Source organism: Maricaulis sp. CAU 1757 (genome assembly GCF_054482675.1).
Window position 1 is genome coordinate 1001998 of sequence record NZ_JBTLRI010000001.1, and the last position, 18329, is coordinate 1020326.

An 18329-nucleotide genomic window follows, 5' to 3' on the forward strand; every position below is an offset into this window, starting at 1 on the left:
AGCGGGCCCGGAGCGATGGACACCAACGCTCCGGGCCCCTCGCCCATGGCGTCCGGCGAAACGACCATGACGAGTCCCGATCCCCACCGTGCGCCGTTCGGCGCCTTTGCCCTGTCGCCGGCGCTTGAGCGCTTGCGCCGCCTGCCCATGGCATTGCCTGGAAAGGCGGTTCGGCGCACTGCGGAGTCAATCGTGCGCCGCATTCTGATGGCGGGCGGTCGCAACCTTGCCGACGTCGAGGTCTTTCCTGGACAGTTTGCCCGGCTGCACTTGCGCGACAACCGGTGCGAGAAGCGGGTTTTCGCCGGAGCCGGCAATTGGGACCCGGCCGAGCGGGAAAGCTTGCGGGAGGCCATTCAAGCGCTGCCCGCTGATGACCGTTTCAACTTCGTCGATGCGGGTGCCAATGCCGGCTTCTACACGCTGTCGGTCCTGGCCGATGCGGCCGTTCTGGGTCGCACAGCAAGGGTGGTTGCCATTGAACCGGATCCGGAGAACCGGCGCCGGCTGGAGTTCAACCTGGCCACGTCAGACGCGGCCAGCGTCCAGGTCTTCGATTGCGCGCTGGGCGATGTGGACGGGGAAGTCACCCTGCGGGCCGCAGGGAGCAATCGCGGGGAAGTCCAAATCTCGCAAGACGGGGAAGGGAGCCGCGTCCGGGTCCGCCCGCTCTTGGATTTGCTCCACGAGGCCGGTCTTGACCGCGTCGACGCGATGAAGATCGACATTGAGGGCCATGAGGCGCCGGTACTTAACGGCTTCTTCGCCGAATCGCCGCGACACCTGTGGCCCAAGATGATTTTGCTCGAGACGCGACATGACGCGGATCTCGAAGATGGCGCCAGCGGCGTGTGCCGGGCACACGGCTATCAGCTGGCACGACAGATGCGACAGAACGCCGTGTTCGTTCTGCCCGATGGTGAAATGCAATGAGCAAGCGCGACTATTACGAAATCCTGGGCGTCCAGCGCGGCGTCGACGACAAGGCCCTGAAGAGCGCCTATCGCAAGCTGGCCATGAAGTATCACCCGGACCGCAATCCGGGGGACGCCGACGCGGAAGCCCATTTCAAGGAAGTCGGCGAGGCCTATGCCGTGCTGTCCGATGCCGACAAGCGCGCTGCCTATGATCGCATGGGTCATGCGGCCTTCGAGAACGGCGGTGGCCATGGCGGCGGTCAGGGGCCGTTCGGCGGCGCGGCCGGTTCGGCCGAGTTTGCGGATATTTTCGAACAGGTCTTCGGCGAGGCCTTCGGTATGGGAGGTGCGGGCGGTCGCCGCGGCGGTGGCCGCAATCACGGGCCGGCCCGCGGCTCCGACCTGCGCTACGATCTCGAGATCTCCCTCGAAGAGGCCTTCAACGGCAAGGACACCACCATCAAGGTCCCGACCGCGATGCATTGCGAACGCTGCGACGGTCAGGGCAATGAACCGGGCACCGATCTGGAGACCTGCGGTACCTGTCATGGCGCCGGTCGCATCCGGCGCTCGCAGGGCTTTTTCACCATGGAGCAGACCTGCCCCCAGTGCGGCGGTCGCGGCCAGTACGTGAAGACCCCGTGCACCGATTGTGACGGTGTCGGCCGGGTCCGCAAGACTCGCAGCCTGAATGTCAGCGTCCCCGCCGGTGTCGAGGACGGCACGCGTATCCGTCTCGCCGGCGAAGGTGAAGCCGGCGCGCGCGGCGGACCGCGCGGCGATCTCTACATCTTCATTTCGGTGCGCCCGCACGACATTTTCGAACGCGACGGGGCCAATCTGTACTGCCGCACGCCAGCCTCCATGGTGCAGGCGGCGATGGGGTGCTCGATCCAGGTACCGACCATCGAGGGCGGCAAGGCGGAGATGAAGATTCCGGAAGGTGCCCAGACGGGGCGGCGCATGCGTCTGCGTGGCAAGGGCATGCCGCGCCTGCGCGGCGGCCCGCGCGGCGACATGGTGGTCGAGCTGTTCGTCGAGACCCCTCGCAATCTGTCAGACCGGCAGAAGGAATTGCTGCGGGAGTTCTGTGACCTGTCGGGGGAGAACTGCAATCCCGACAGCGCGGGTTTCTTCAACAAGGTGAAACAGTTCTGGGATGACGTGACGACCGAGGATGGACGTCCCAACGCCAATTGACGCCTCCCGACATCAGGTGACAAGCGCGGCCGGAACGGATTAGGTTTGCGGCCATGGACACTTCCGCCGCCGCACCTGTCCCGCACCCTGAGGGCGTGACCCGGCCTGCCCGCCCGGCAGACCGGTTCCAGCCGTTCGAATTCCACCTGTATGACCGGTCACCGCTGAGTTTCTGGCTGACCACGGTGGGGCTTCTGGTCCTTACCTACGGCTTCTACGTGCTGGTGGCGGAACTGACCGGTCGGCCGCCCATGGTCGTCGAGGAGGCTGGCCAGCGGGTCATTCCCCAAGTGGCATGGATCGGCTTTGTCCTCAGTCTCATCCTGACCGCGGGCATCGCCTTTACCGAGGCCGGTCGCCGCCTCTGGCAGGAGGAGTCCGAAGCTCTCGCACGGGCCCTCAGCCCCTCTGCCGGGCCTGCCATTTCAGGCATGGTGGCAGGCGCCCCGATGAGCTGGCGCTCGGCCTATCGGGGCGTGTTCCTGGCCGGGGCCCTGGCCGGACTGGCCTTCAACCTGTTCCTCATGGTCTCAATGCAGGTCGCGCCCTGGACCTACATGCAGTCGATCGGCCTGTGGTTCCTGGTCGTCTCTCCGCCCCTTTATGGCACCGGTTTCCGTGCCGGTGTCGAGGTGGCGCGGGAGAGCCGGGAGATCAAGGCGCTGATCCGCGACCACCTTGAAGTTGACCTGTTCCGGCTGGACGATCTGGCGGTGTTCGGACGCCTCGGGCTGAGAGCGGTCCGGTCATGGCTGATCATGGCGGCCATCCTCCTGCTTTTCCTCATCGACCCCGGAAACCCCTCGCTGTTCGCCGCCGACCAGATCTGGGTTTCCATCCCCGCGGTTCTCGCCTCCATCCTGGGCGGCCTCGTGATCCTGTGGAACACGCTTCATCCGGTCCATGTCCGGATCCAGGCCGCCAAGAAACAGGAACTGGAGCGAGTGCACGAGGAGATGCGGAAAGCGCGGGAGGCCGCCCTCGCCGGCGACCGCTCGGCAGCCTCCGCCCTGGCGGGACTGACCGATTACGAAATCTGGGTCGGCCAGCGACCGGAATGGCCTGTGTCCGCAGGGCTCACGACCCGGATGTCGGTCTATGTCCTGCTGCCACTGATACCGATCCTGGGCTCATACCTGTTCGAGAAACTCGCCGACCATTTCATCGCAGGAGGCGCCTGATGGCCGCCATCATCAAGATTGCCCTGGCTGGCGCCACCGGTCGACTGGGCCGGGCGATCGGCGCTGCGATTCTCGAGGCGCATGACCTGGAACTATGCGGAGCCCTGGTGCGGCCCGGGTCGGAGCATGAAGGCCGGGACGTGATCGCACACCTGGGCGGGTCGCAGGGCGCGCTCGAGGCCACCAGCGATCTCGCCACCGCTCTGCACGGGGCGGACGTGGTGATCGATGCGAGTCAGCCCGAGGTCAGCGTGCAACTGGCTGATTATATCGCGAATTCAAGCCGCTCCCTCCCCCTTGTCAGTGGCGTGACAGGACATGATGAAGGGCAGGAAACCCGTCTCAGGACCCGGGCCGACAGCGTGGCCATCCTGAAAACCGGAAACTTCTCGCTCGGCGTGGCAATGATGGAAGCCCTGGTTCGCCAGGCCGCTCGGCTCCCGGCAGAGCAATGGGATGCCGAGATCGAGGAGACCCACCATCGTCGGAAGCGCGATGCGCCCTCCGGCACGGCTCTCATGCTCGGACGAACCATCGCGCAAGCCCGCGGCAGCGATCTCGATAACGTGGCGACCTGGTCGCGCCATGGCGAAACGGGAGCGCGGGACAGCGGGACGGTCGGTTTTTCCGTGACCCGGGGCGGCGGAGTGATCGGGGAGCACGCCGTGCGCTTCCTGTCCGAAGTCGAGGAAATCACCATTGCCCACCGCGCCTTCGAGCGCTCGGTGTTTGCCACCGGGGCCCTCGCGGCGGCGCGCTGGATGGTCAATGGCGGCGAGGGGCGCCAGGCTGGACTCTACTCAATGCATGACGTCGTCGAGAGCCATTGAGCCGGGTGTTGCACGTGGAACAATGGCGCGCGCTTGCCAGTCGTCCCAAACCCTGACACTTTTTGTCAGACGCTGTTCTTCAGGAGTTGTCAGTGAGACGTGCCGAACGCCTGATCCGGATCGTCCAGGCCCTTCGCGAAGCCGCGCCCGGCGCCGTGACGGCCCATGAAATGGGCGAGAAGTTCGAGGTGTCCGAGCGCACGATCTATCGCGATATCGCGCACCTGATCAATTCCGGGGCGCCGATCGACGGTGAGGCCGGGGTCGGTTATGTCCTGCGGCCGGGTTTTGACCTGCCTCCCCTGACATTCTCCTACGAGCAACTGGATGCCCTGGCCCTCGGTGCGCGCCTGGTGAAGGCGACGGGGGACCGCAATTTGGCCTCGGCCGCAGCGGAAGCCCTCGCCAAGATCGAGCATTCCCTGCCGGACAGCCATCGCCAGCGTTTGCGCAGTGTGCCGCTGTTTGCCGACTTCCTCGACGACACGGTGCGACCCGAAGCCTTCGGCCCGGTGCGCAACGCCATTTCCTCGAAGCGCAAGCTGCGGGTGCGCTACCAGTCTGTCGCCGGCGAGAACACGGAACGGGTCATCCGCCCACTCTCCCTGACCTGTTTCGGACGGGTCTGGTTGCTTTCGGCCTGGTGCGAGCTGCGCGAAGACTTTCGCCACTTCCGCACGGACCGCATCGAACGCCTGACCGTGCTGGCGGAGAGCTTCGAGGACGAGGTGGGCAAGCGGCTCGACGACATGCGCCGGGCCGGCTAGCCCGCTACCAGCTGCCGGTATTTTCCATGCTCGCCCACGGCTCCTGCGGGGCCTTGCGGGGCGCGCTCTGGAGCAGTTCCACGGAGATGCCGTCGGGGGATTTGACGAAGGCCATGTGGCCGTCGCGCGGCGGGCGGTGGATGGTATAGCCCATATCGGCAAGGCGCTGGCAGGTCGCGTAGATATCCTCGACGCGGTAGGCGAGATGGCCGAAATTGCGGCCGCCCTGATAGTCTTCCGGGTCCCAGTTCCAGGTCAGCTCGAGGCAGGGCAGACCGTCCGGGATGTCGCCCCCCGCATAGCCGGCCGCGGCGACATCCTCCGGCGTGGCCAGGAAGACCAGCGTGAAGCGTCCGGCCTCCACATCGACCTTGCGGATCTCCGCTAGCCCCAGCCCGTCGCAGTAGAAACGGCGACTGGCCTCCAGGTCGGCCACGCGGACCATTGTGTGCAGATAACGCATCAGTTTGTTTCGCCTTCCTGTTCGGGGGTGCCGGGCTTGGGGTCGGGGCGGGCTTTCTTGGCCCATTCCGGTCGCGCCTTTTTGGCCCATTCCGGACGCTTGCGCGGGATCACAACATTATCGAGCGGCTCGCCGCGCGCCCGGGCCAGGGCCGGATTGAAGGGTTCGGGCGAGCGGGCGTGATGAATACGCGCAACGATGGCGCCAGTGACCGCCCAGATCGCGCAAAAACCGAAGAACATGTAGAACATCCAGGGATAATAGCCCGGCTCGTACCAGGGCCCTCCATCCAGGGGCAGAATGAGCAGCGGCCACAACAGCACCAGGATGATGGCCGCGACCGGTGTCACCGCGATGGCGGCGAGCAGGGCGAAGGCGACATACAGCGCCCAGCGCGGCTCGTAGGCGCCGATGTAAAGCGTCTCGAAGGCCGCGCGGTCAACGCCGCGAACGGTCCCTGGCTTGGACTGGCAGCGCTCCTCGTACTCAGCCCGCGCATCGGCGCGCAGCCGGCGCCGGGCCAGCCACCAGCGCAGGGCGAAGGCAGCGGCAATCAGGACGGTGACTATCAGGGCGACGAGAAAAGAACCGATCATGCGGGTCTTTTAACCTCTCGCCGCCTCGTAGGCGAGCATGGCGCGCTTGCGCTCGACACCCCAGTGATAACCGGTCAGCTTGCCATTGGATGCCAGAACGCGGTGACAGGGGATAAGCCACGACACCGGATTGGCGCCGACGGCGGCCCCGACCGCGCGCGAGGCCTTGGCGGTGCAGACCTGCTCGGCCACGGCCTTGTAGGTCGAGGTCGCGCCCGGCGGGATGGCCAGAAGGGCGCGCCAGACCTGGCGCTGCCAGGGTGTACCGTAAAGGGCGAGCGGGATCGGGTCGTGGTCGCGCGGCGTGAAGATGCGCTCGGCCCAGCGCCGGGCCTCGGCGTCATCGCGCTGGAAGGACGCCGCCGGATAGCGTTGCTGCAGGTCGCTGAAGCCGGCTTCGATGTCAGGATCGGCGAAGGCCAAGGCGGACAGGCCGCGCGGCGCGATCAGCAGAACGGCATCGCCGAAGGGTGTGGGCGCTCCGCCCCAGACGAAACCAAGACCGGCGCCCCGGCGCTTGCTGTCGCCGGGTGTGACCGCTTCATGCGCGATGAACAGGTCATGCAAGCGGCCCGGACCGGACAATCCGGCCTCGAAAGTGGCATCCAGCACGCTGGCGCCATCGTCGAGCGCCTCGCGGGCGGCACCATGGGCCAGCGCCCCGACATATTTCTTCGGACTGATGCCGACCCAGCGGGTGAAAACTCGCTGGAAGTGGTGCGGCGACAGGCCGGCCGCCCTGGCGGCGGCGTCGAGATCGGGATGGGCGCGCCAATTGTCGCCGAGATAGGCCAGCGCCGAAGCGATCCGGGTGTAATCGCGGCTTGAGGCATCGAGGTCGTAGATCTGAGCGGTCATGGGGGCAGTCTAGCCGCCGCGCGAGACAGCTCCACCCGGTTCTTGCGGTACCGAACGGTCCCGCTTGGCTGCAGCAATGGCCTGCCCCAGCGCATCAGCGAACTCGGTCCGCTCCGGCGGGCTCAGGAAACTTGCCAGCACCAGCGTCCGCCCGCCGGATGTCAATGCGACCTGGCGGTGATGCTGGTCCGGATCGACCAGGTTGAGACGGACCCAGGCGGTCGGCAGCCGATAGCGCCGCCGGTGACCGGTGGCATGCTGGCGCACCACCTCGATGTCGCGCGCATCGACACGCACCCACTCCCGGGCCCGGCCGTCGCGATAGGACAGCCGGAACGCCAGCCAGACCAGAACGGCGTCCAGTCCGAAAAATGGCATGACCGGCCAGGCACCAATGGTGATGAACAGCAGACCGGCGGTAAAGGAGATGGCACAAATCACGCCCATGAGCACGAGGAAAGCCGGGTTGGCCAGCGACCTGTTGGGCCGCAGCTCGGCGTCGAGAAACACCGTGCCATGATGGCGCGTCGCGGCCCGTGTTTCCGCCGGCCAGGTTTCCAGAACAGCTGTCATGCGATCAATAATAGGGCACGCGGAACACAAGGCACGTGACGAAAGCGCGCAGCCTCGCTAGGTCCAGTTCATGCCCGATCTGTCAATCCTCGCCAGTTTTGCCCTCGCCGTTCTGGTGCTGGAACTCACGCCCGGCCCCAACATGGCCTGGCTGGCGGTGCTCAGTGCGTCCGAAGGGCGCCGGGCCGGCCTTGCGGCGACCTTCGGCGTCGCCTTGGGCCTGCTTTTCATCGGCGGTGTGGCGGCGCTCGGCCTCTCGGCATTGATCAGCCGCTCCGACTTCGCCTTCCAGGCTTTGCGCTGGGCAGGGACCTTGTTCCTGCTCTGGCTCGCCTGGCAAGGCTGGCAGGACGAAGGTGAGAACTCGCCCGCCCGTCTGGGCCAGGGCAGCATTCGTCACTTCCGGCACGGCTTCGTGATCAATGCCCTGAACCCCAAGGCCGGGGTTTTCTATGTCGCCGTGCTGCCCGACTTCATGACCGGGCCCGGCCCGCTGGCGAGCCAGGCCGCCCTGCTGACGGTGATTTCTGTGGCCATCGCCACGGCAATTCACCTGAGCATCGTCACCCTCGCCGGTACCGCGAGCGCCTGGGTTGGCGACCCTCACCGGCGCCGGCGGGCGCGCCGGGTCCTGTCCCTGCTCCTGGTGCTGATCGCGGTCTGGCTGTTCTTCACAACCGGACGCTTGCCACAGGGATGACCGTCCGGCCTGCGCAGGGTATCAAGCCGCATGACCAAGACCGCTCAGACCAAGAAGTCGGCCTCCCGCAAACCCGCCAGGCGGGCGCCACGCGGGCTCAACCGGGAACAGGCGCACGAGCTTTTTGCCCGGCTGGCCCAGGACCGACCGGAGCCCAAGACCGAGCTGGATTACACCAATCCGTTCACGCTCCTCGTGGCCGTCGCCCTGTCGGCTCAAGCCACCGATGTCGGGGTCAACAAGGCAACGCGAAAGCTGTTCGAGGAGGCCGACACGCCGGAAAAGATGCTGGCTTTGGGCGAGGACCATGTGCGCGAACGCATCAAGACGATCGGCCTGTTCCGCAACAAGGCGAAGAATGCGGTCGAGATGTCGCGCCAGCTGGTGGAGCGGTTCGGGGGCGAAGTTCCGGACAGTCGCGAGGATCTGGAAAGCCTGCCGGGCGTCGGCCGCAAGACCGCCAATGTGGTGCTGAACGAGGCTTTCGGCATCCCGACCATCGCCGTCGACACTCATATTTTCAGGGTCTCCAATCGCACCGGGCTGGCCCCGGGCAAGACCCCGCTCGATGTCGAGTTGCGGCTGGAGAAGATCGTCCCTGACGACTACCGGCGCGGCGCCCACCACTGGCTGATCCTGCACGGGCGTTATGTCTGCAAGGCGCGCAAGCCGGAGTGCTGGCATTGTCCCGTGGCCGATCTGTGCCGCTTCAAGGACAAGACGCCGGCACCGAAGAGTGTCCCGTCGAAATAATTCCGGCTGACAACTCCTACGTCGGATCGCCAAAGGTGCGCTCGGCGAGGGCAAGCGATTGCCGCCTCAGCTCGTCCAGCTTTCCATCCCACAATTCGGCACCAGCCGAGGCCTCAACGGCGCCCGCCTCGAGGCGACGCTGCAAACGATTCATGTCCCGGTAGCGGGTCAGCAGCTTGGCCAGGCGCCTGGCCTTGCGCTTGCGGCGCGGCAGGTTGTCGGGCCAGAGGTGCTTGAGGGCGACGCACTGGTATTGCCAGTCCTTGACCCGCTTGCGCAGGGCGTCGAGGGCGGCCGGATGCGGATCGGCGCGACAGGACTGGAGGTGCCGGCCAATTCGGGCGCGGCGCTCGACCAGGCTGGACTGCATCATCTCATCCGCCCGGGCCAGCCCCGGCCAGTCATCGAGCTCGCCGCGCATCGCGTGAAGGGCTCTGCGGGCGCGGCTGGCTGCGCTGGCACGATCAGCCGCTTTTGCGTCGCGCCGCAGTCTCGCCAATTCGTCTTCGAGGCCGGCTGTGGCGCAAGACTGGTCACACGCCATGAGCTGCGTGCGTGCCATTCCACGCAGGCGGTCGAGATCGCAGATCTTGCCGAGCGTGTGACTGGCGATCCGGGCCTCCATGTTGAAGGCGCGGGCCCGGGCGGGCTGGGCAAGGGCGAGAAGGCGGACCATGGCGCGCGCCTTCAGGGTGTTGCTGCGGGCATCCCGAAGCGCCGTGATCGGTGATTGGGGCACACGATCGAGTGCCCCCAGGGCATGGTCGATCTCAGCCCCGATGATGCGCGGGAGGTCGGCGAGCGTCTCATCCGGTCGCAGCTTCTCTGTCATGCGCTTCAGCTTAGGTGACCGACCGCGTCGGCGATAGCTGCCGCAGCCACGCTAGTCGGTCAGGAGGCTCTCCAGTGCCCGCGCGAAGATCTCACCCATGTCCGGACCCTGCTCAGGATACAGGTAGGGCTCGATCAGCTCGGCCTCGATCAGGGCGAGGCGACCGTCCAGACCGCGCAGCATGTCGATACGGGCGTACAGAAGGTCGCCCTCGATGGTCTCGAGCACCGACTGGGCCAAGGCCAGCTCGCTCTGGCTTGGCTCGTGAATGCTTTCGGCGCCGCCATACTCGGACTGGACGCGGTAGTCACCGGCGGCCGGACGCTTGAGGGCGCAATGGGAAAAGCGGCGGTTGAAGAAGATGAACGCGTATTCGCCCTCATCCGACACGGCCGGCAGGAAAGGTTGGATGAGGCACGCTGCGGGCGGGAGTTGGGCCGCGTCCGGCAGCGGGTGGCCGTGCCGTACCCGGGCCTGGCGCCAGGCACTGGCCCCGACCATTGGCTTGACCACGACATCATCGCTATCCAGCACGGCAAACGCGTCTGACAGCGCTTGCGGCGTGGCCCTGTCGGCCCAGACCGTCGGTATTGAAGGTGCGCCCCTGTCAGCAAGGTCACGCAGATAGCGCTTGTCGGCATTCCAGCGCACCACGTCGAGCGGATTGAAGAGGCGCGACCGCTCGGAACAGCGTGCCAGGGCGGCGAGGAAGGCATCGGGCTTTTCCATGTAGTCCCAGCAGGTGCCGATCATCACGGCGTCGTACTCGGCCGCATCGAAGGACGGGTCGTCCCAGATCCGCGTTTCAAGGCTCAGGCCGAGTGCGCGGCACGCCGGCTCAAGCTCAGCAATTTCAAGCTCGTACTCCCAGAAGTCCTTGCGGGCTTCTGGATGGTCACGCAGCATGCATGCCGCTGTCAGAAAAGCGATACGGGTCATGCGGCGGGGGTAAGCCAGTGCTGTCGTGTCGGCAAGGCCTTGTTATCGACGCGCCCGGCGGTTAGGCAGAGCCTCTCTTGTCCCACCTCCCGAAGAGCCGAGCTGATCCATGTCCGAAGCCCGTTTTGATGTGCTTGCCGTCGGCAATGCGATTGTTGATGTCCTGTCGCCGGCGAGCGACGAGTTCCTCGCTGCCGAAGGCATTGCCCGCGACGCCATGACCCTGATCGACGAAGATCGGGCGCGCGAGCTGTACGAACGCATGGCACCAGGCAAGGAGGCTTCCGGCGGCTCTGCGGCCAACACGGTCGCGGGCATCGCCTCGCTGGGCGGCAAGGCCGCATACATCGGCAAGGTGTCTCAGGACCAGCTGGGTGAAATTTTCACCCACGACATCCGCAATATCGGCGTGCATTTCGACACGCCACCGCTGACCGACGGACCCGCCACGGCGCGCTGCCTGATCAATGTTACCCCGGATGCGGCGCGCTCGATGTCGACTTTTCTGGGTGCGGCGGCCCTGGTCACCGAGGAAGATGTCGAGGCCGGCAAGGACGAGCTGAAGGCCTCCAAGATCATCTATCTGGAAGGCTATCTGTTCGATCGTGAAGAGGCCAAACGGGCCTATGTGGCAGCTGCAGAGATCGCTGCTGCATCGGACCGCAAGACGGCGCTGACCCTGTCTGACGTGTTCTGTGTCGAGCGTCACAAGGCAGCCTTCCGGCACCTCGTGGCCAACCATATCGACATTCTCCTGGCCAATGAGGCCGAGCTCAAGGCGCTGTACGACCAGGACGATTTCGATGCGGCCCTGGAAATGGTGCGGGCCGATGTCGGCATTGCCGCGGTGACGCGGTCTGAAAAAGGAGCCGTGATCGTGCGCGGCGACGAAACCGTGACCGTGGCTGCGGCGCCGGTTGCCCACCTGGTCGACACCACCGGTGCCGGCGACCTGTTTGCCGCCGGCTTCCTGCTTGGCCTGGCCCAGGAGCGGCCGCTGGCGGAAGCGGGCAAAATGGGTGCGGTCTGTGCGGCGGAAATCATCTCGCACTACGGCGCCCGGCCGGACCAGCCGCTCAAAGCCCTCGCAGAAGCAGCCGATATCTCCTTTGACTAAAGGGCATTTCGAGGCGTCTGAATACGTTAATGAAAAAACTTCGCCATTTTAACTACAATTCAAGTGGTTGGCCCCAATCTGTCCTCTAGTTCGGGCTGAGTGTCCTTCTCTCAGCCCTTGTCTGGTGGCGAAATCACGCCCGGTACGCCGGTCGTGAACAGGGGTAAAGATGGCACCCATCCGCAAAGCGGTCTCGCGGGTCATGCGCTCTCTGGTGATGAAGTTCACGCTTCTCACCGGTGCGCTGATTTTTGCAACGACCCTGATGTTGATGACTCTGGAGAGCGTGTCGGCCCAGCGGGAGACACGCAACCTCCTGGTGGAACGCACGGTTTCCAAGCTTCAAGCGACCGCCAACCGACTGGCGACCGCGGTCTCCGGCAATGACACCAATTATGTCGACCAGTACCTGGAAGAAGTTCTGGTGCGCGAGAGCGCCGAGCATCTCTATGTGCTGAACAACCGGCGTGAAGTGCTTGGTGAGGCTTCGCGCGAGGCCCGCGACGAAGAGCACCTGCGCGCGGCCGATGCGGCCGTTCTGTCGCTCGGCGCCGGCGATCTGCGCTACAGCCTGGAAGGCGACATGCTGGAAGTGGCGGCGCCGATCTATACCGAGGAGCGGCGCCTGGTCGGCGTGGTCTTTGCCCGGCAGGAGCTGGTCGAACTGGCCGCTTCGCGCAATGCGGCGATCCAGCGCCAGATCCTGATTGCACTGTTCGCGCTGGGGATTTTCCTGCCTCTGGCGGCTCTCATCGTGGGCCGGGCCCTGAGCCCGGTGCAGACCCTGACCGATGCGGCTCGCCTGGCCTCCTCGAAGAATCTGGACATGCGCATCCAGGTCAAGACCGGCGACGAGCTGGAAGTGCTGGCCAATGCGTTCAACCGCATGTTCGCGCGCCTGGACGGCAATCTGAAGCGTATTCACCGGCTGGCCTATGTCGATCTGGTGACCGAGCTGCCAAACCGCGAGCGTTTCCGCAAGGAAACCGAGCGCGTGGCCCGCAAGGCGCTGGAAGATGGCACGTCGGGCGCAGTGCTCTTCCTCGATCTGGACCGCTTCAAGCGGGTCAATGACAGCCTCGGCATTGGCGAGGGTGACCGGTTGCTGGAAATGGTCGGACGACGCCTGTCTGAAGTCACGCGTGGCTGTGACATGGCAGCGGGCCGGGCCGATGACCCGTCCATGGTGGCGCGCCTCGGCGGAGACGAGTTCACGGTGCTGCTGCCCTACGTCACCGATGGTGCGGAAGCGGCGCGCATTGCCAGCAAGCTGGTGGATTCGATCCGCCTGCCCTTCGAGATCTCCGGCCACCAGGTGTTCCTGGGCGTGTCGGTGGGTGTTGCCGTGTTCCCGCAGGACGGCGCCGACCCGGAAACCCTGATGCGACACGCCGACCTGGCGATGGCCCATGCCAAGCGCTCTGGCGGCTGTGCGACGCAATTCTTCGAACCGAGCATGAACCAGTCGGCGTTCGAGCGCCTGGTACTCGAGAACGAGCTGCGTGACGCCGTGCAGCAGGACCAGCTGGTCGTCTACTACCAGCCCAAGGTGCTGATGAAGGGCGGGGCATGCGCCGGAGCCGAGGCGCTGGTGCGCTGGAACCACCCGACCGCCGGCCTGCTGGCACCGGGTGCCTTTATCGAGGCGGCCGAGGAATGCGGCCTGATCGGCGAGATCGGTGACTGGGTGCTGCGTGCGGCGTGCAAGGAAGCCGCGGCATGGCGGGCCAAGGGCCTGGAAGTGCCGGTGGCGGTGAATGTCTCAGCCATGCAGTTCGAGCGAGACGGTTTCTCCGACAGCGTGCTGGCCGCGCTCGACGAGGCGCACCTTCCGCCGCACCTGCTGGAGCTGGAACTGACCGAATCCATCGCCATGGAGAACCCGGAAAGGGTCATCGAACAGGTCCAGCCGCTGCGCGACCGCGGCGTCAACTTCGCCATTGATGACTTCGGTACCGGCCATTCCTCGCTGTCCTACCTGACGCGCATGCCGTTCGACGTGTTCAAGATCGACCAGAGCTTCGTGCGCGACATGACCACGGACGAGCACGCCCGCATCGTGGTCGAGACCATCCTGGCCATGGCCAAGGCGCTCAAGCTGGAAACCGTGGCCGAGGGTGTGGAGACGCAGGAACAACTGTCGATCCTGCGCGGGCAGGGCGCGACCCTGGCCCAGGGCTATCTGTTCTCCAAGCCGGTGCCGGCGGATGAATTCGTGGAGTTCGCCACCCAGTCCTATGCGGGACGGGCGGTAAACGAGTAGGATTGACGCCCCGGCCTGCGCCGGGGCGCACCTGCCCCGCTTGAATACGCGTCGGTTTCTGGCCACATGCAGGGTCAGTCACGATGCGGAGACCCCCTCATGAGCACTTCCCAGGACTATGCCGATGCCAGTCAGTGGCGGGGCACGACGATCATTGCCGTGCGCAAGGGCGGACGACTGGTGGTGGCGGGTGACGGGCAGGTGTCGATCGGGCCGACAATCATGAAGGGCAATGCGCGCAAGGTGCGGCGCCTGGCCGACGGCGCGGTGGTCGCCGGCTTTGCCGGAGCGACAGCGGACGCGTTCGCCCTGTTCGAACGCCTGGAAGGCAAGCTGGAACAGTACCCGGGCCAGCTGGCGCGCGCCTGCGTGGAACTGGCCAAGGACTGGCGCACCGACCGCTACCTGCGGCGCCTGGAAGCGATGCTGATCGTCGGCGACAGCGACTCCACCTACCTTCTCACCGGTGCCGGTGACGTGCTGGAGCCGGAAGACGGGGTCGTGGCGGTCGGTTCGGGCGGCAATTTCGCCCTGTCCGCGGCGCGGGCGCTGTACGAATACGAGGCTGATCCGGAAGTGATTGCCCGCAAGGCGATGGCGATCGCGGCAAGGATCTGCGTCTACACCAATGAGAATCTGACGATTGAGACCCTTGGCGAAGGCTGATTATTGCCGGATTAGAAGGCGCTGAACGGCCTGTCGGGCCCTCGCAGGATGCGGAAACGCGGCACTGCGGGGGTCTTTTCATGGGCATTTGTGCGTTTTTTCGCCGAGTCCGCAGAGCAAACGGGCAGAGAAACCGGGCATTGAGGTGTGAACCAGGGGGAAACCTGGCCAAAGTCAGCAGGAGTCCGGTGGATCAGGGGCGCCAGCGGAGCAGTCGCCAGAGATAAACCCCGAGCATGACCAGCAGGACCGTGTTGGAGACCGGGCCGATCCACTGGCCGACCACCTCATGCTCCTCCCCCAGCGAGTACCCGGCCCAGGCCAGGAGCGCGGTGAAGGCGACGGTACCGATCGTGGTGAAAGCCAGAAACCGCCACCACGGCATGCCGGTGACCCCGGCGGGGACCGAGATCAGCGTGCGCACGGCGGGGACCAGGCGTCCCAGCAGCACGGCGCGGCCACCATGGCGGTCGAACCAGGCATCGGCGCGGTCGATGTCGTCCGGATGCAGGGTCAGCCAGCGGCCATGCCGGGCCGCCAGGCGCTTGAGGCGTGGCAGGCCGAACCAGATCGCCAGAACATACCAGAACACGGCGCCGGCGAGTGATCCGAGCGAGCCGGCCAAGGTCACCCCGACCAGGGAAAGTTCGCCGCGCTGGGCCGCATATCCGGCGAGCGGCATGACCAGTTCCGAGGGGATCGGCGGGAACACGTTCTCGAGGAACATCAGGAGAGCGATGGCCGGATAGCCGCCCTGCTCGAGGAATTCGGTGATCCAGGTGTCCATGGCTGTGTCCCGTTCCGCTGTTGCAGGGCTAACGCATGGGTCGAGCAAGGGTTTCGCCGCCAGCCGCGCCGGAACAGGCCGGCGTGGGAGACTTGCCGGAGCCAGCCGGCCTGCTTTATGGATTTTCCCCATTATCCGCAGCCCGGAGTGAGCGCATGGCCGTCACCGTCACCGCCACCGAATTCAGCCAGAATGTCGGCCGCTACCAGGACGAGGCCCAGAGCCAGCCGGTGCATGTGCACAAGAATGGCCGGCCGCATACGGTGCTGATCTCGGCCAAGGTGTTCGATCTCCTGATCGCCCAGCGCGGCGCCGCGGCGCGCGCCGATGCGGCAGAGGAGGCGCTGGCGCGCCTGCTGGAGGATGGTGTGCAAGGCTAACGCTCTGGTGGCAAGGCGACGGGATTCGCCTGAAAGACGCCGATTTGGTAAGATCCTCCGGGCAGCGGTACCGCGTTGCCGATACGGGTGGAGGAAACCATGAAGACGGTTTGTGTGTCTGTAGTGTGCGGTCTTGTGCTTGCCGGGGGCGCCGCGCTGGCGGATCACCATGGCGGCCATTCCCTGGTCGGGGCCTGGGATTGGGACAATGGCTGGACTGCCACTTTCAAGGAAGACGGGCATCTGATCGGCGCTGCCGACAATGTCGCCATGAACGTGCTGACCTGGTCGCTGGACGGCGACCGGCTGACCATCCGCGACCTGTCGCCGCCCCCGGGTGTGCCGGATTTCGACTGCGCGTTGGAGAATGACGGCATCTACTCGGTTGAATGGGGCGACGGCACGGTGACCCTGACTGTGGAGGACGACCCCTGCAGCGGGCGGGCCGCAGCCTTCGGCGGCCACACCCTGACCTGGCGCGACATGCCCGAGATGGATGTTCCGGACTGAGGCAGTTCGCCCCTGACACTCCCTGAAGTCCCTGGCGGGCCGGAATGGGCGCGGCGGTGGCAACCGGATTCTGTTTCCCCCTGGCGGGGTGCTGCGCTAGCCTGCCGCGGCCGGGCGGAGCCCCCGCCCGGTTCGGCACCCAGATTGGAGAGGCGATGGACTGGCAGGTTTTCATCGAACGCTGGCGGCCCGGCGGCGAACGTTCGCCGGAACCGCGACCGGCGCGTGTGCCCGACGGGGAGACAGCCCAGCCGGAAGCCGGCTGTCGCGACCCCATCGTCTGCGAGGGTCAGGCCTTCATGATCGAATACACGGCGGTCAATGGCGAGAAGGCCTGCCGGACCGTGTCCGCCGAGGCGATCTGCTTTGACGGCGACGGCACCCCGGTGCTCAAGGCCTACTGCCACCACCGTCGCGGCAGCCGGATGTTTCGCGTCGACACGCTCGATTGCTGCATCGATTTCAACGGCGAGGCACACGAGGCCACTGACTTCCTGGCCGAGAATCTCGGCCTCCACAGGGCAACAGGCGACACACTGCGCGGGCTCGACCTGGAGCGGTTAAGCGCGGCGCGGGAGCGCGCCCAGCCCCATGCCGTACTGCTGGCCGGCCTGTCGCGCTCGGACGGCTACCTGCACCCGCGCGAACTGGACGTGCTGCAACGGCATTGCGAGAGCCTGAGCCCGGATCTCAACGACGCCGAGCGCGAACGCCTGCGCCGCGGCTATACCCGCCTGCGCCCGGCTGTCGACCAGATGCAGGACGCGCTGGCGACGCTCAAACGCCAGCCGGACGACGAGATCAAGCGCTTCCTCCAGGCCGCCCATGAGCTGGTCTATGCCGACGGACAGCTGACCGCCGACGAGAAGCGGATCTATGAGGGCTTTTACGGCGAGCTGTCGGCCGGGCGGGTGTGATCCGGCGCTTTCGGGGAGGGTGAAATGAGACTGATCGGACTTGTGCTGGCGGGTGCGCTGGCGACCGGGTTGGCGGGAGCGGCCACGGCCGACCATCACGGCGATGCGCCAGAGGTCGATCCGGCGATAGAACTGGCCGGGGCGTGGAATTGGGGCGAGGGCTGGACCGCGACTTTCAAGCCGGACGGCTATCTCGCTGCCGCCTCGGACAATGTCACCATGGCCATCCTGACCTGGTCACTCGACGGCGACCGTCTCACCGTGCGCGACCTGTCGCCGCCGGTCGGCGCCGAGGACGCCGCCTGTGCGGTGGCGAATGACGGGGTGTACGCAGTAGCGCTGGACGGGGATGGCCTGCTGCACTTCACGCATGTCGAGGACCCCTGTCCCGGGCGGACGCAGGCCTTCTCGAACGCGGTGCTGGAACGGCGGGCGGTGCCGGACGTGGATATCACGGAGTAGGGGGCGGCTCGGCGCCTGGGCCGGCTCGTAAAACTTCGCGCCCCAGCGCGAGAGAAGCCATTATTGTCTTGCAAGCCAGCAGGCCTCGGAGGGTCAGCGCTGTCAAGGCCGCCTCCGGCGCCGCGAAGCGGGCATGCGCCTTGACAGCGCTGACCCTCCGAGGCGGCATCTCGGCAAGACATGAATGGCGAAATGCGGGCGCTAAGGGCACCTATACCCGCAAATGTACGGTCGGCGGCATTGAAACCGCCGACCGTGGGCCACGGACCAAGATTGCTAGATCTGAGCCACGATGCCGCCCTTCATAACGGGGTCGTCACGGCGGTAGCCAGGCCGAGGGCTGAAAGGTTCTTCTGGTTCAGTCGAAAACGGTCCGAAGCGGTCAAAGCGTAAGAGCTTCCACCCTTCTGCTTCACCAGACGCGCTGGCACCGCTCACCTGATAGGCTCGTAAGAGCCAATTTCCTGTGGTGGAGATCCCCAGCGCATGGGGTTCGATGAGACGATAACCCGCGCCGTAGTGAACATGGATGCGGATGCGACGCGCAATGGCGTCTTTAATATGATCGACCATTCAAGGCCTCCTATGAGGCGAGGCCGATCTTGACTAGAATCCCGA

General features: G+C 65.8%; 22 protein-coding genes. 14 read left to right on the plus strand and 8 right to left on the minus strand.

Annotation, left to right across the window (positions count from 1 at the left end):
• Nucleotides 1-66 precede the first annotated feature (66 nt).
• From ACXYMR_RS04660 to ACXYMR_RS04680, 5 genes are all read left to right on the plus strand, one after another.
• Nucleotides 67-933 carry an FkbM family methyltransferase gene (locus ACXYMR_RS04660; RefSeq protein WP_458941588.1) on the plus strand — a complete coding sequence of 289 codons (867 nt, stop codon included), beginning with the start codon at nucleotides 67-69 and terminating at the stop codon, nucleotides 931-933.
• Nucleotides 930-2117: a molecular chaperone DnaJ gene (gene dnaJ, locus ACXYMR_RS04665; RefSeq protein WP_458941589.1), complete on the plus strand. Its 1188-nt coding sequence runs from the start codon at nucleotides 930-932 to the stop codon at nucleotides 2115-2117. Before ACXYMR_RS04660 ends, dnaJ begins: the two co-directional genes overlap by 4 nt.
• A 53-nt stretch (nucleotides 2118-2170) precedes the next feature.
• Nucleotides 2171-3298 (plus strand): hypothetical protein, encoded by a 1128-nt coding sequence (locus ACXYMR_RS04670; RefSeq protein ID WP_458941590.1) that lies wholly within the window; start codon nucleotides 2171-2173, stop codon nucleotides 3296-3298.
• On the plus strand, nucleotides 3298-4128 hold the full coding sequence (gene dapB / locus ACXYMR_RS04675; protein ID WP_458941591.1) for a 4-hydroxy-tetrahydrodipicolinate reductase: 831 nt from the start codon (nucleotides 3298-3300) through the stop codon (nucleotides 4126-4128). The genes ACXYMR_RS04670 and dapB overlap by 1 nt, the downstream gene beginning before the upstream one ends.
• 92 nt (nucleotides 4129-4220) lie before the next feature.
• Nucleotides 4221-4895 carry a helix-turn-helix transcriptional regulator gene (locus ACXYMR_RS04680; protein WP_458941592.1) on the plus strand — a complete coding sequence of 225 codons (675 nt, stop codon included), beginning with the start codon at nucleotides 4221-4223 and terminating at the stop codon, nucleotides 4893-4895.
• 4 nt (nucleotides 4896-4899) lie between these two features.
• Here ACXYMR_RS04680 and ACXYMR_RS04685 read toward each other — a convergent pair whose 3' ends face one another.
• The 4 genes from ACXYMR_RS04685 to ACXYMR_RS04700 are packed head-to-tail and all read right to left on the minus strand — an operon-like array spanning nucleotide 4900 to nucleotide 7385.
• Complete coding sequence (locus tag ACXYMR_RS04685; protein ID WP_458941593.1) at nucleotides 4900-5358, minus strand: VOC family protein; 459 nt, start codon at nucleotides 5356-5358, stop codon at nucleotides 4900-4902.
• Nucleotides 5358-5954, minus strand: a complete 597-nt coding sequence (locus ACXYMR_RS04690; RefSeq protein WP_458941594.1) for a hypothetical protein — start codon at nucleotides 5952-5954, stop codon at nucleotides 5358-5360. The genes ACXYMR_RS04685 and ACXYMR_RS04690 overlap by 1 nt, the downstream gene beginning before the upstream one ends.
• Nucleotides 5955-5963: 9 nt before the next feature.
• Nucleotides 5964-6812: a methylated-DNA--[protein]-cysteine S-methyltransferase gene (locus tag ACXYMR_RS04695; protein WP_458941595.1), complete on the minus strand. Its 849-nt coding sequence runs from the start codon at nucleotides 6810-6812 to the stop codon at nucleotides 5964-5966.
• A gap of 9 nt (nucleotides 6813-6821) precedes the next feature.
• Nucleotides 6822-7385: a DUF2244 domain-containing protein gene (locus ACXYMR_RS04700; protein ID WP_458941596.1), complete on the minus strand. Its 564-nt coding sequence runs from the start codon at nucleotides 7383-7385 to the stop codon at nucleotides 6822-6824.
• Between the two features lie 70 nt (nucleotides 7386-7455).
• Here ACXYMR_RS04700 and ACXYMR_RS04705 point away from each other — a divergent pair, with 70 nt between their 5' ends.
• Together ACXYMR_RS04705 and nth are read left to right on the plus strand one after the other, a co-directional pair.
• Nucleotides 7456-8085 (plus strand): LysE family translocator, encoded by a 630-nt coding sequence (locus ACXYMR_RS04705; RefSeq protein ID WP_458941597.1) that lies wholly within the window; start codon nucleotides 7456-7458, stop codon nucleotides 8083-8085.
• Between the two features lie 30 nt (nucleotides 8086-8115).
• On the plus strand, nucleotides 8116-8838 hold the full coding sequence (gene nth, locus ACXYMR_RS04710; RefSeq protein WP_458941598.1) for an endonuclease III: 723 nt from the start codon (nucleotides 8116-8118) through the stop codon (nucleotides 8836-8838).
• Nucleotides 8839-8854: 16 nt separating this feature from the next.
• Here the strand turns inward: nth and ACXYMR_RS04715 are convergent, their stop codons facing one another.
• Together ACXYMR_RS04715 and ACXYMR_RS04720 are read right to left on the minus strand one after the other, a co-directional pair.
• Complete coding sequence (locus ACXYMR_RS04715) at nucleotides 8855-9670, minus strand: CHAD domain-containing protein (protein WP_458941599.1); 816 nt, start codon at nucleotides 9668-9670, stop codon at nucleotides 8855-8857.
• A 51-nt stretch (nucleotides 9671-9721) separates the two neighbouring features.
• A complete protein-coding gene (locus ACXYMR_RS04720; RefSeq protein ID WP_458941600.1) occupies nucleotides 9722-10609 on the minus strand; it encodes an ATP-grasp domain-containing protein in 888 nt (295 codons plus the stop codon).
• A gap of 109 nt (nucleotides 10610-10718) precedes the next feature.
• On the opposite strand from ACXYMR_RS04720, the gene ACXYMR_RS04725 reads away from it, so the two are divergent.
• The 3 genes from ACXYMR_RS04725 to hslV all read left to right on the plus strand — a co-directional run bounded on the left by ACXYMR_RS04725 (nucleotide 10719) and on the right by hslV (nucleotide 14655).
• Nucleotides 10719-11726: an adenosine kinase gene (locus ACXYMR_RS04725; protein WP_458941601.1), complete on the plus strand. Its 1008-nt coding sequence runs from the start codon at nucleotides 10719-10721 to the stop codon at nucleotides 11724-11726.
• A 169-nt stretch (nucleotides 11727-11895) separates the two neighbouring features.
• Nucleotides 11896-13989, plus strand: a complete 2094-nt coding sequence (locus tag ACXYMR_RS04730) for a putative bifunctional diguanylate cyclase/phosphodiesterase (RefSeq protein WP_458941602.1) — start codon at nucleotides 11896-11898, stop codon at nucleotides 13987-13989.
• A 99-nt stretch (nucleotides 13990-14088) separates the two neighbouring features.
• On the plus strand, nucleotides 14089-14655 hold the full coding sequence (gene hslV, locus ACXYMR_RS04735; protein ID WP_458941603.1) for an ATP-dependent protease subunit HslV: 567 nt from the start codon (nucleotides 14089-14091) through the stop codon (nucleotides 14653-14655).
• A gap of 193 nt (nucleotides 14656-14848) precedes the next feature.
• On the opposite strand, the gene ACXYMR_RS04740 is transcribed toward hslV, so the two are convergent.
• Nucleotides 14849-15442, minus strand: a complete 594-nt coding sequence (locus tag ACXYMR_RS04740) for a DedA family protein (RefSeq protein ID WP_458941604.1) — start codon at nucleotides 15440-15442, stop codon at nucleotides 14849-14851.
• 155 nt (nucleotides 15443-15597) lie between these two features.
• Between ACXYMR_RS04740 and ACXYMR_RS04745 the strand changes: the two genes are divergently transcribed.
• The 4 genes from ACXYMR_RS04745 (at nucleotide 15598) to ACXYMR_RS04760 (ending at nucleotide 17711) form a co-directional block, all read left to right on the plus strand.
• Nucleotides 15598-15822 carry a type II toxin-antitoxin system Phd/YefM family antitoxin gene (locus ACXYMR_RS04745; RefSeq protein WP_458941605.1) on the plus strand — a complete coding sequence of 75 codons (225 nt, stop codon included), beginning with the start codon at nucleotides 15598-15600 and terminating at the stop codon, nucleotides 15820-15822.
• A 99-nt stretch (nucleotides 15823-15921) separates the two neighbouring features.
• Nucleotides 15922-16332, plus strand: a complete 411-nt coding sequence (locus tag ACXYMR_RS04750; protein ID WP_458941606.1) for a hypothetical protein — start codon at nucleotides 15922-15924, stop codon at nucleotides 16330-16332.
• A 155-nt stretch (nucleotides 16333-16487) separates the two neighbouring features.
• Nucleotides 16488-17249: a tellurite resistance TerB family protein gene (locus ACXYMR_RS04755; RefSeq protein ID WP_458941607.1), complete on the plus strand. Its 762-nt coding sequence runs from the start codon at nucleotides 16488-16490 to the stop codon at nucleotides 17247-17249.
• A 24-nt stretch (nucleotides 17250-17273) separates the two neighbouring features.
• Nucleotides 17274-17711 (plus strand): hypothetical protein, encoded by a 438-nt coding sequence (locus ACXYMR_RS04760; protein WP_458941608.1) that lies wholly within the window; start codon nucleotides 17274-17276, stop codon nucleotides 17709-17711.
• 276 nt (nucleotides 17712-17987) lie between these two features.
• Here the strand turns inward: ACXYMR_RS04760 and ACXYMR_RS04765 are convergent, their stop codons facing one another.
• Nucleotides 17988-18284, minus strand: coding sequence for a hypothetical protein (locus tag ACXYMR_RS04765; RefSeq protein ID WP_458941609.1), 297 nt, complete (start codon nucleotides 18282-18284; stop codon nucleotides 17988-17990).
• Nucleotides 18285-18329 lie beyond the last annotated feature (45 nt).

Bases quoted from the DNA above. Each gene is read 5' to 3' on its own strand.
- ACXYMR_RS04660 (WP_458941588.1), top strand. From the start codon at position 67: ATGACGAGTCCCGATCCCCACCGTGCGCCGTTCGGCGCCTTTGCCCTG.
- dnaJ (WP_458941589.1), top strand. From the start codon at position 930: ATGAGCAAGCGCGACTATTACGAAATCCTGGGCGTCCAGCGCGGCGTC.
- ACXYMR_RS04670 (WP_458941590.1), top strand. From the start codon at position 2,171: ATGGACACTTCCGCCGCCGCACCTGTCCCGCACCCTGAGGGCGTGACC.
- dapB (WP_458941591.1), top strand. From the start codon at position 3,298: ATGGCCGCCATCATCAAGATTGCCCTGGCTGGCGCCACCGGTCGACTG.
- ACXYMR_RS04685 (WP_458941593.1), bottom strand. From the start codon at position 5,358: ATGCGTTATCTGCACACAATGGTCCGCGTGGCCGACCTGGAGGCCAGT.
- ACXYMR_RS04690 (WP_458941594.1), bottom strand. From the start codon at position 5,954: ATGATCGGTTCTTTTCTCGTCGCCCTGATAGTCACCGTCCTGATTGCC.
- ACXYMR_RS04695 (WP_458941595.1), bottom strand. From the start codon at position 6,812: ATGACCGCTCAGATCTACGACCTCGATGCCTCAAGCCGCGATTACACC.
- ACXYMR_RS04700 (WP_458941596.1), bottom strand. From the start codon at position 7,385: ATGACAGCTGTTCTGGAAACCTGGCCGGCGGAAACACGGGCCGCGACG.
- ACXYMR_RS04705 (WP_458941597.1), top strand. From the start codon at position 7,456: ATGCCCGATCTGTCAATCCTCGCCAGTTTTGCCCTCGCCGTTCTGGTG.
- nth (WP_458941598.1), top strand. From the start codon at position 8,116: ATGACCAAGACCGCTCAGACCAAGAAGTCGGCCTCCCGCAAACCCGCC.
- ACXYMR_RS04715 (WP_458941599.1), bottom strand. From the start codon at position 9,670: ATGACAGAGAAGCTGCGACCGGATGAGACGCTCGCCGACCTCCCGCGC.
- ACXYMR_RS04720 (WP_458941600.1), bottom strand. From the start codon at position 10,609: ATGACCCGTATCGCTTTTCTGACAGCGGCATGCATGCTGCGTGACCAT.
- ACXYMR_RS04725 (WP_458941601.1), top strand. From the start codon at position 10,719: ATGTCCGAAGCCCGTTTTGATGTGCTTGCCGTCGGCAATGCGATTGTT.
- ACXYMR_RS04730 (WP_458941602.1), top strand. From the start codon at position 11,896: ATGGCACCCATCCGCAAAGCGGTCTCGCGGGTCATGCGCTCTCTGGTG.
- hslV (WP_458941603.1), top strand. From the start codon at position 14,089: ATGAGCACTTCCCAGGACTATGCCGATGCCAGTCAGTGGCGGGGCACG.
- ACXYMR_RS04740 (WP_458941604.1), bottom strand. From the start codon at position 15,442: ATGGACACCTGGATCACCGAATTCCTCGAGCAGGGCGGCTATCCGGCC.
- ACXYMR_RS04745 (WP_458941605.1), top strand. From the start codon at position 15,598: ATGGCCGTCACCGTCACCGCCACCGAATTCAGCCAGAATGTCGGCCGC.
- ACXYMR_RS04750 (WP_458941606.1), top strand. From the start codon at position 15,922: ATGAAGACGGTTTGTGTGTCTGTAGTGTGCGGTCTTGTGCTTGCCGGG.
- ACXYMR_RS04755 (WP_458941607.1), top strand. From the start codon at position 16,488: ATGGACTGGCAGGTTTTCATCGAACGCTGGCGGCCCGGCGGCGAACGT.
- ACXYMR_RS04760 (WP_458941608.1), top strand. From the start codon at position 17,274: ATGAGACTGATCGGACTTGTGCTGGCGGGTGCGCTGGCGACCGGGTTG.
- ACXYMR_RS04765 (WP_458941609.1), bottom strand. From the start codon at position 18,284: ATGGTCGATCATATTAAAGACGCCATTGCGCGTCGCATCCGCATCCAT.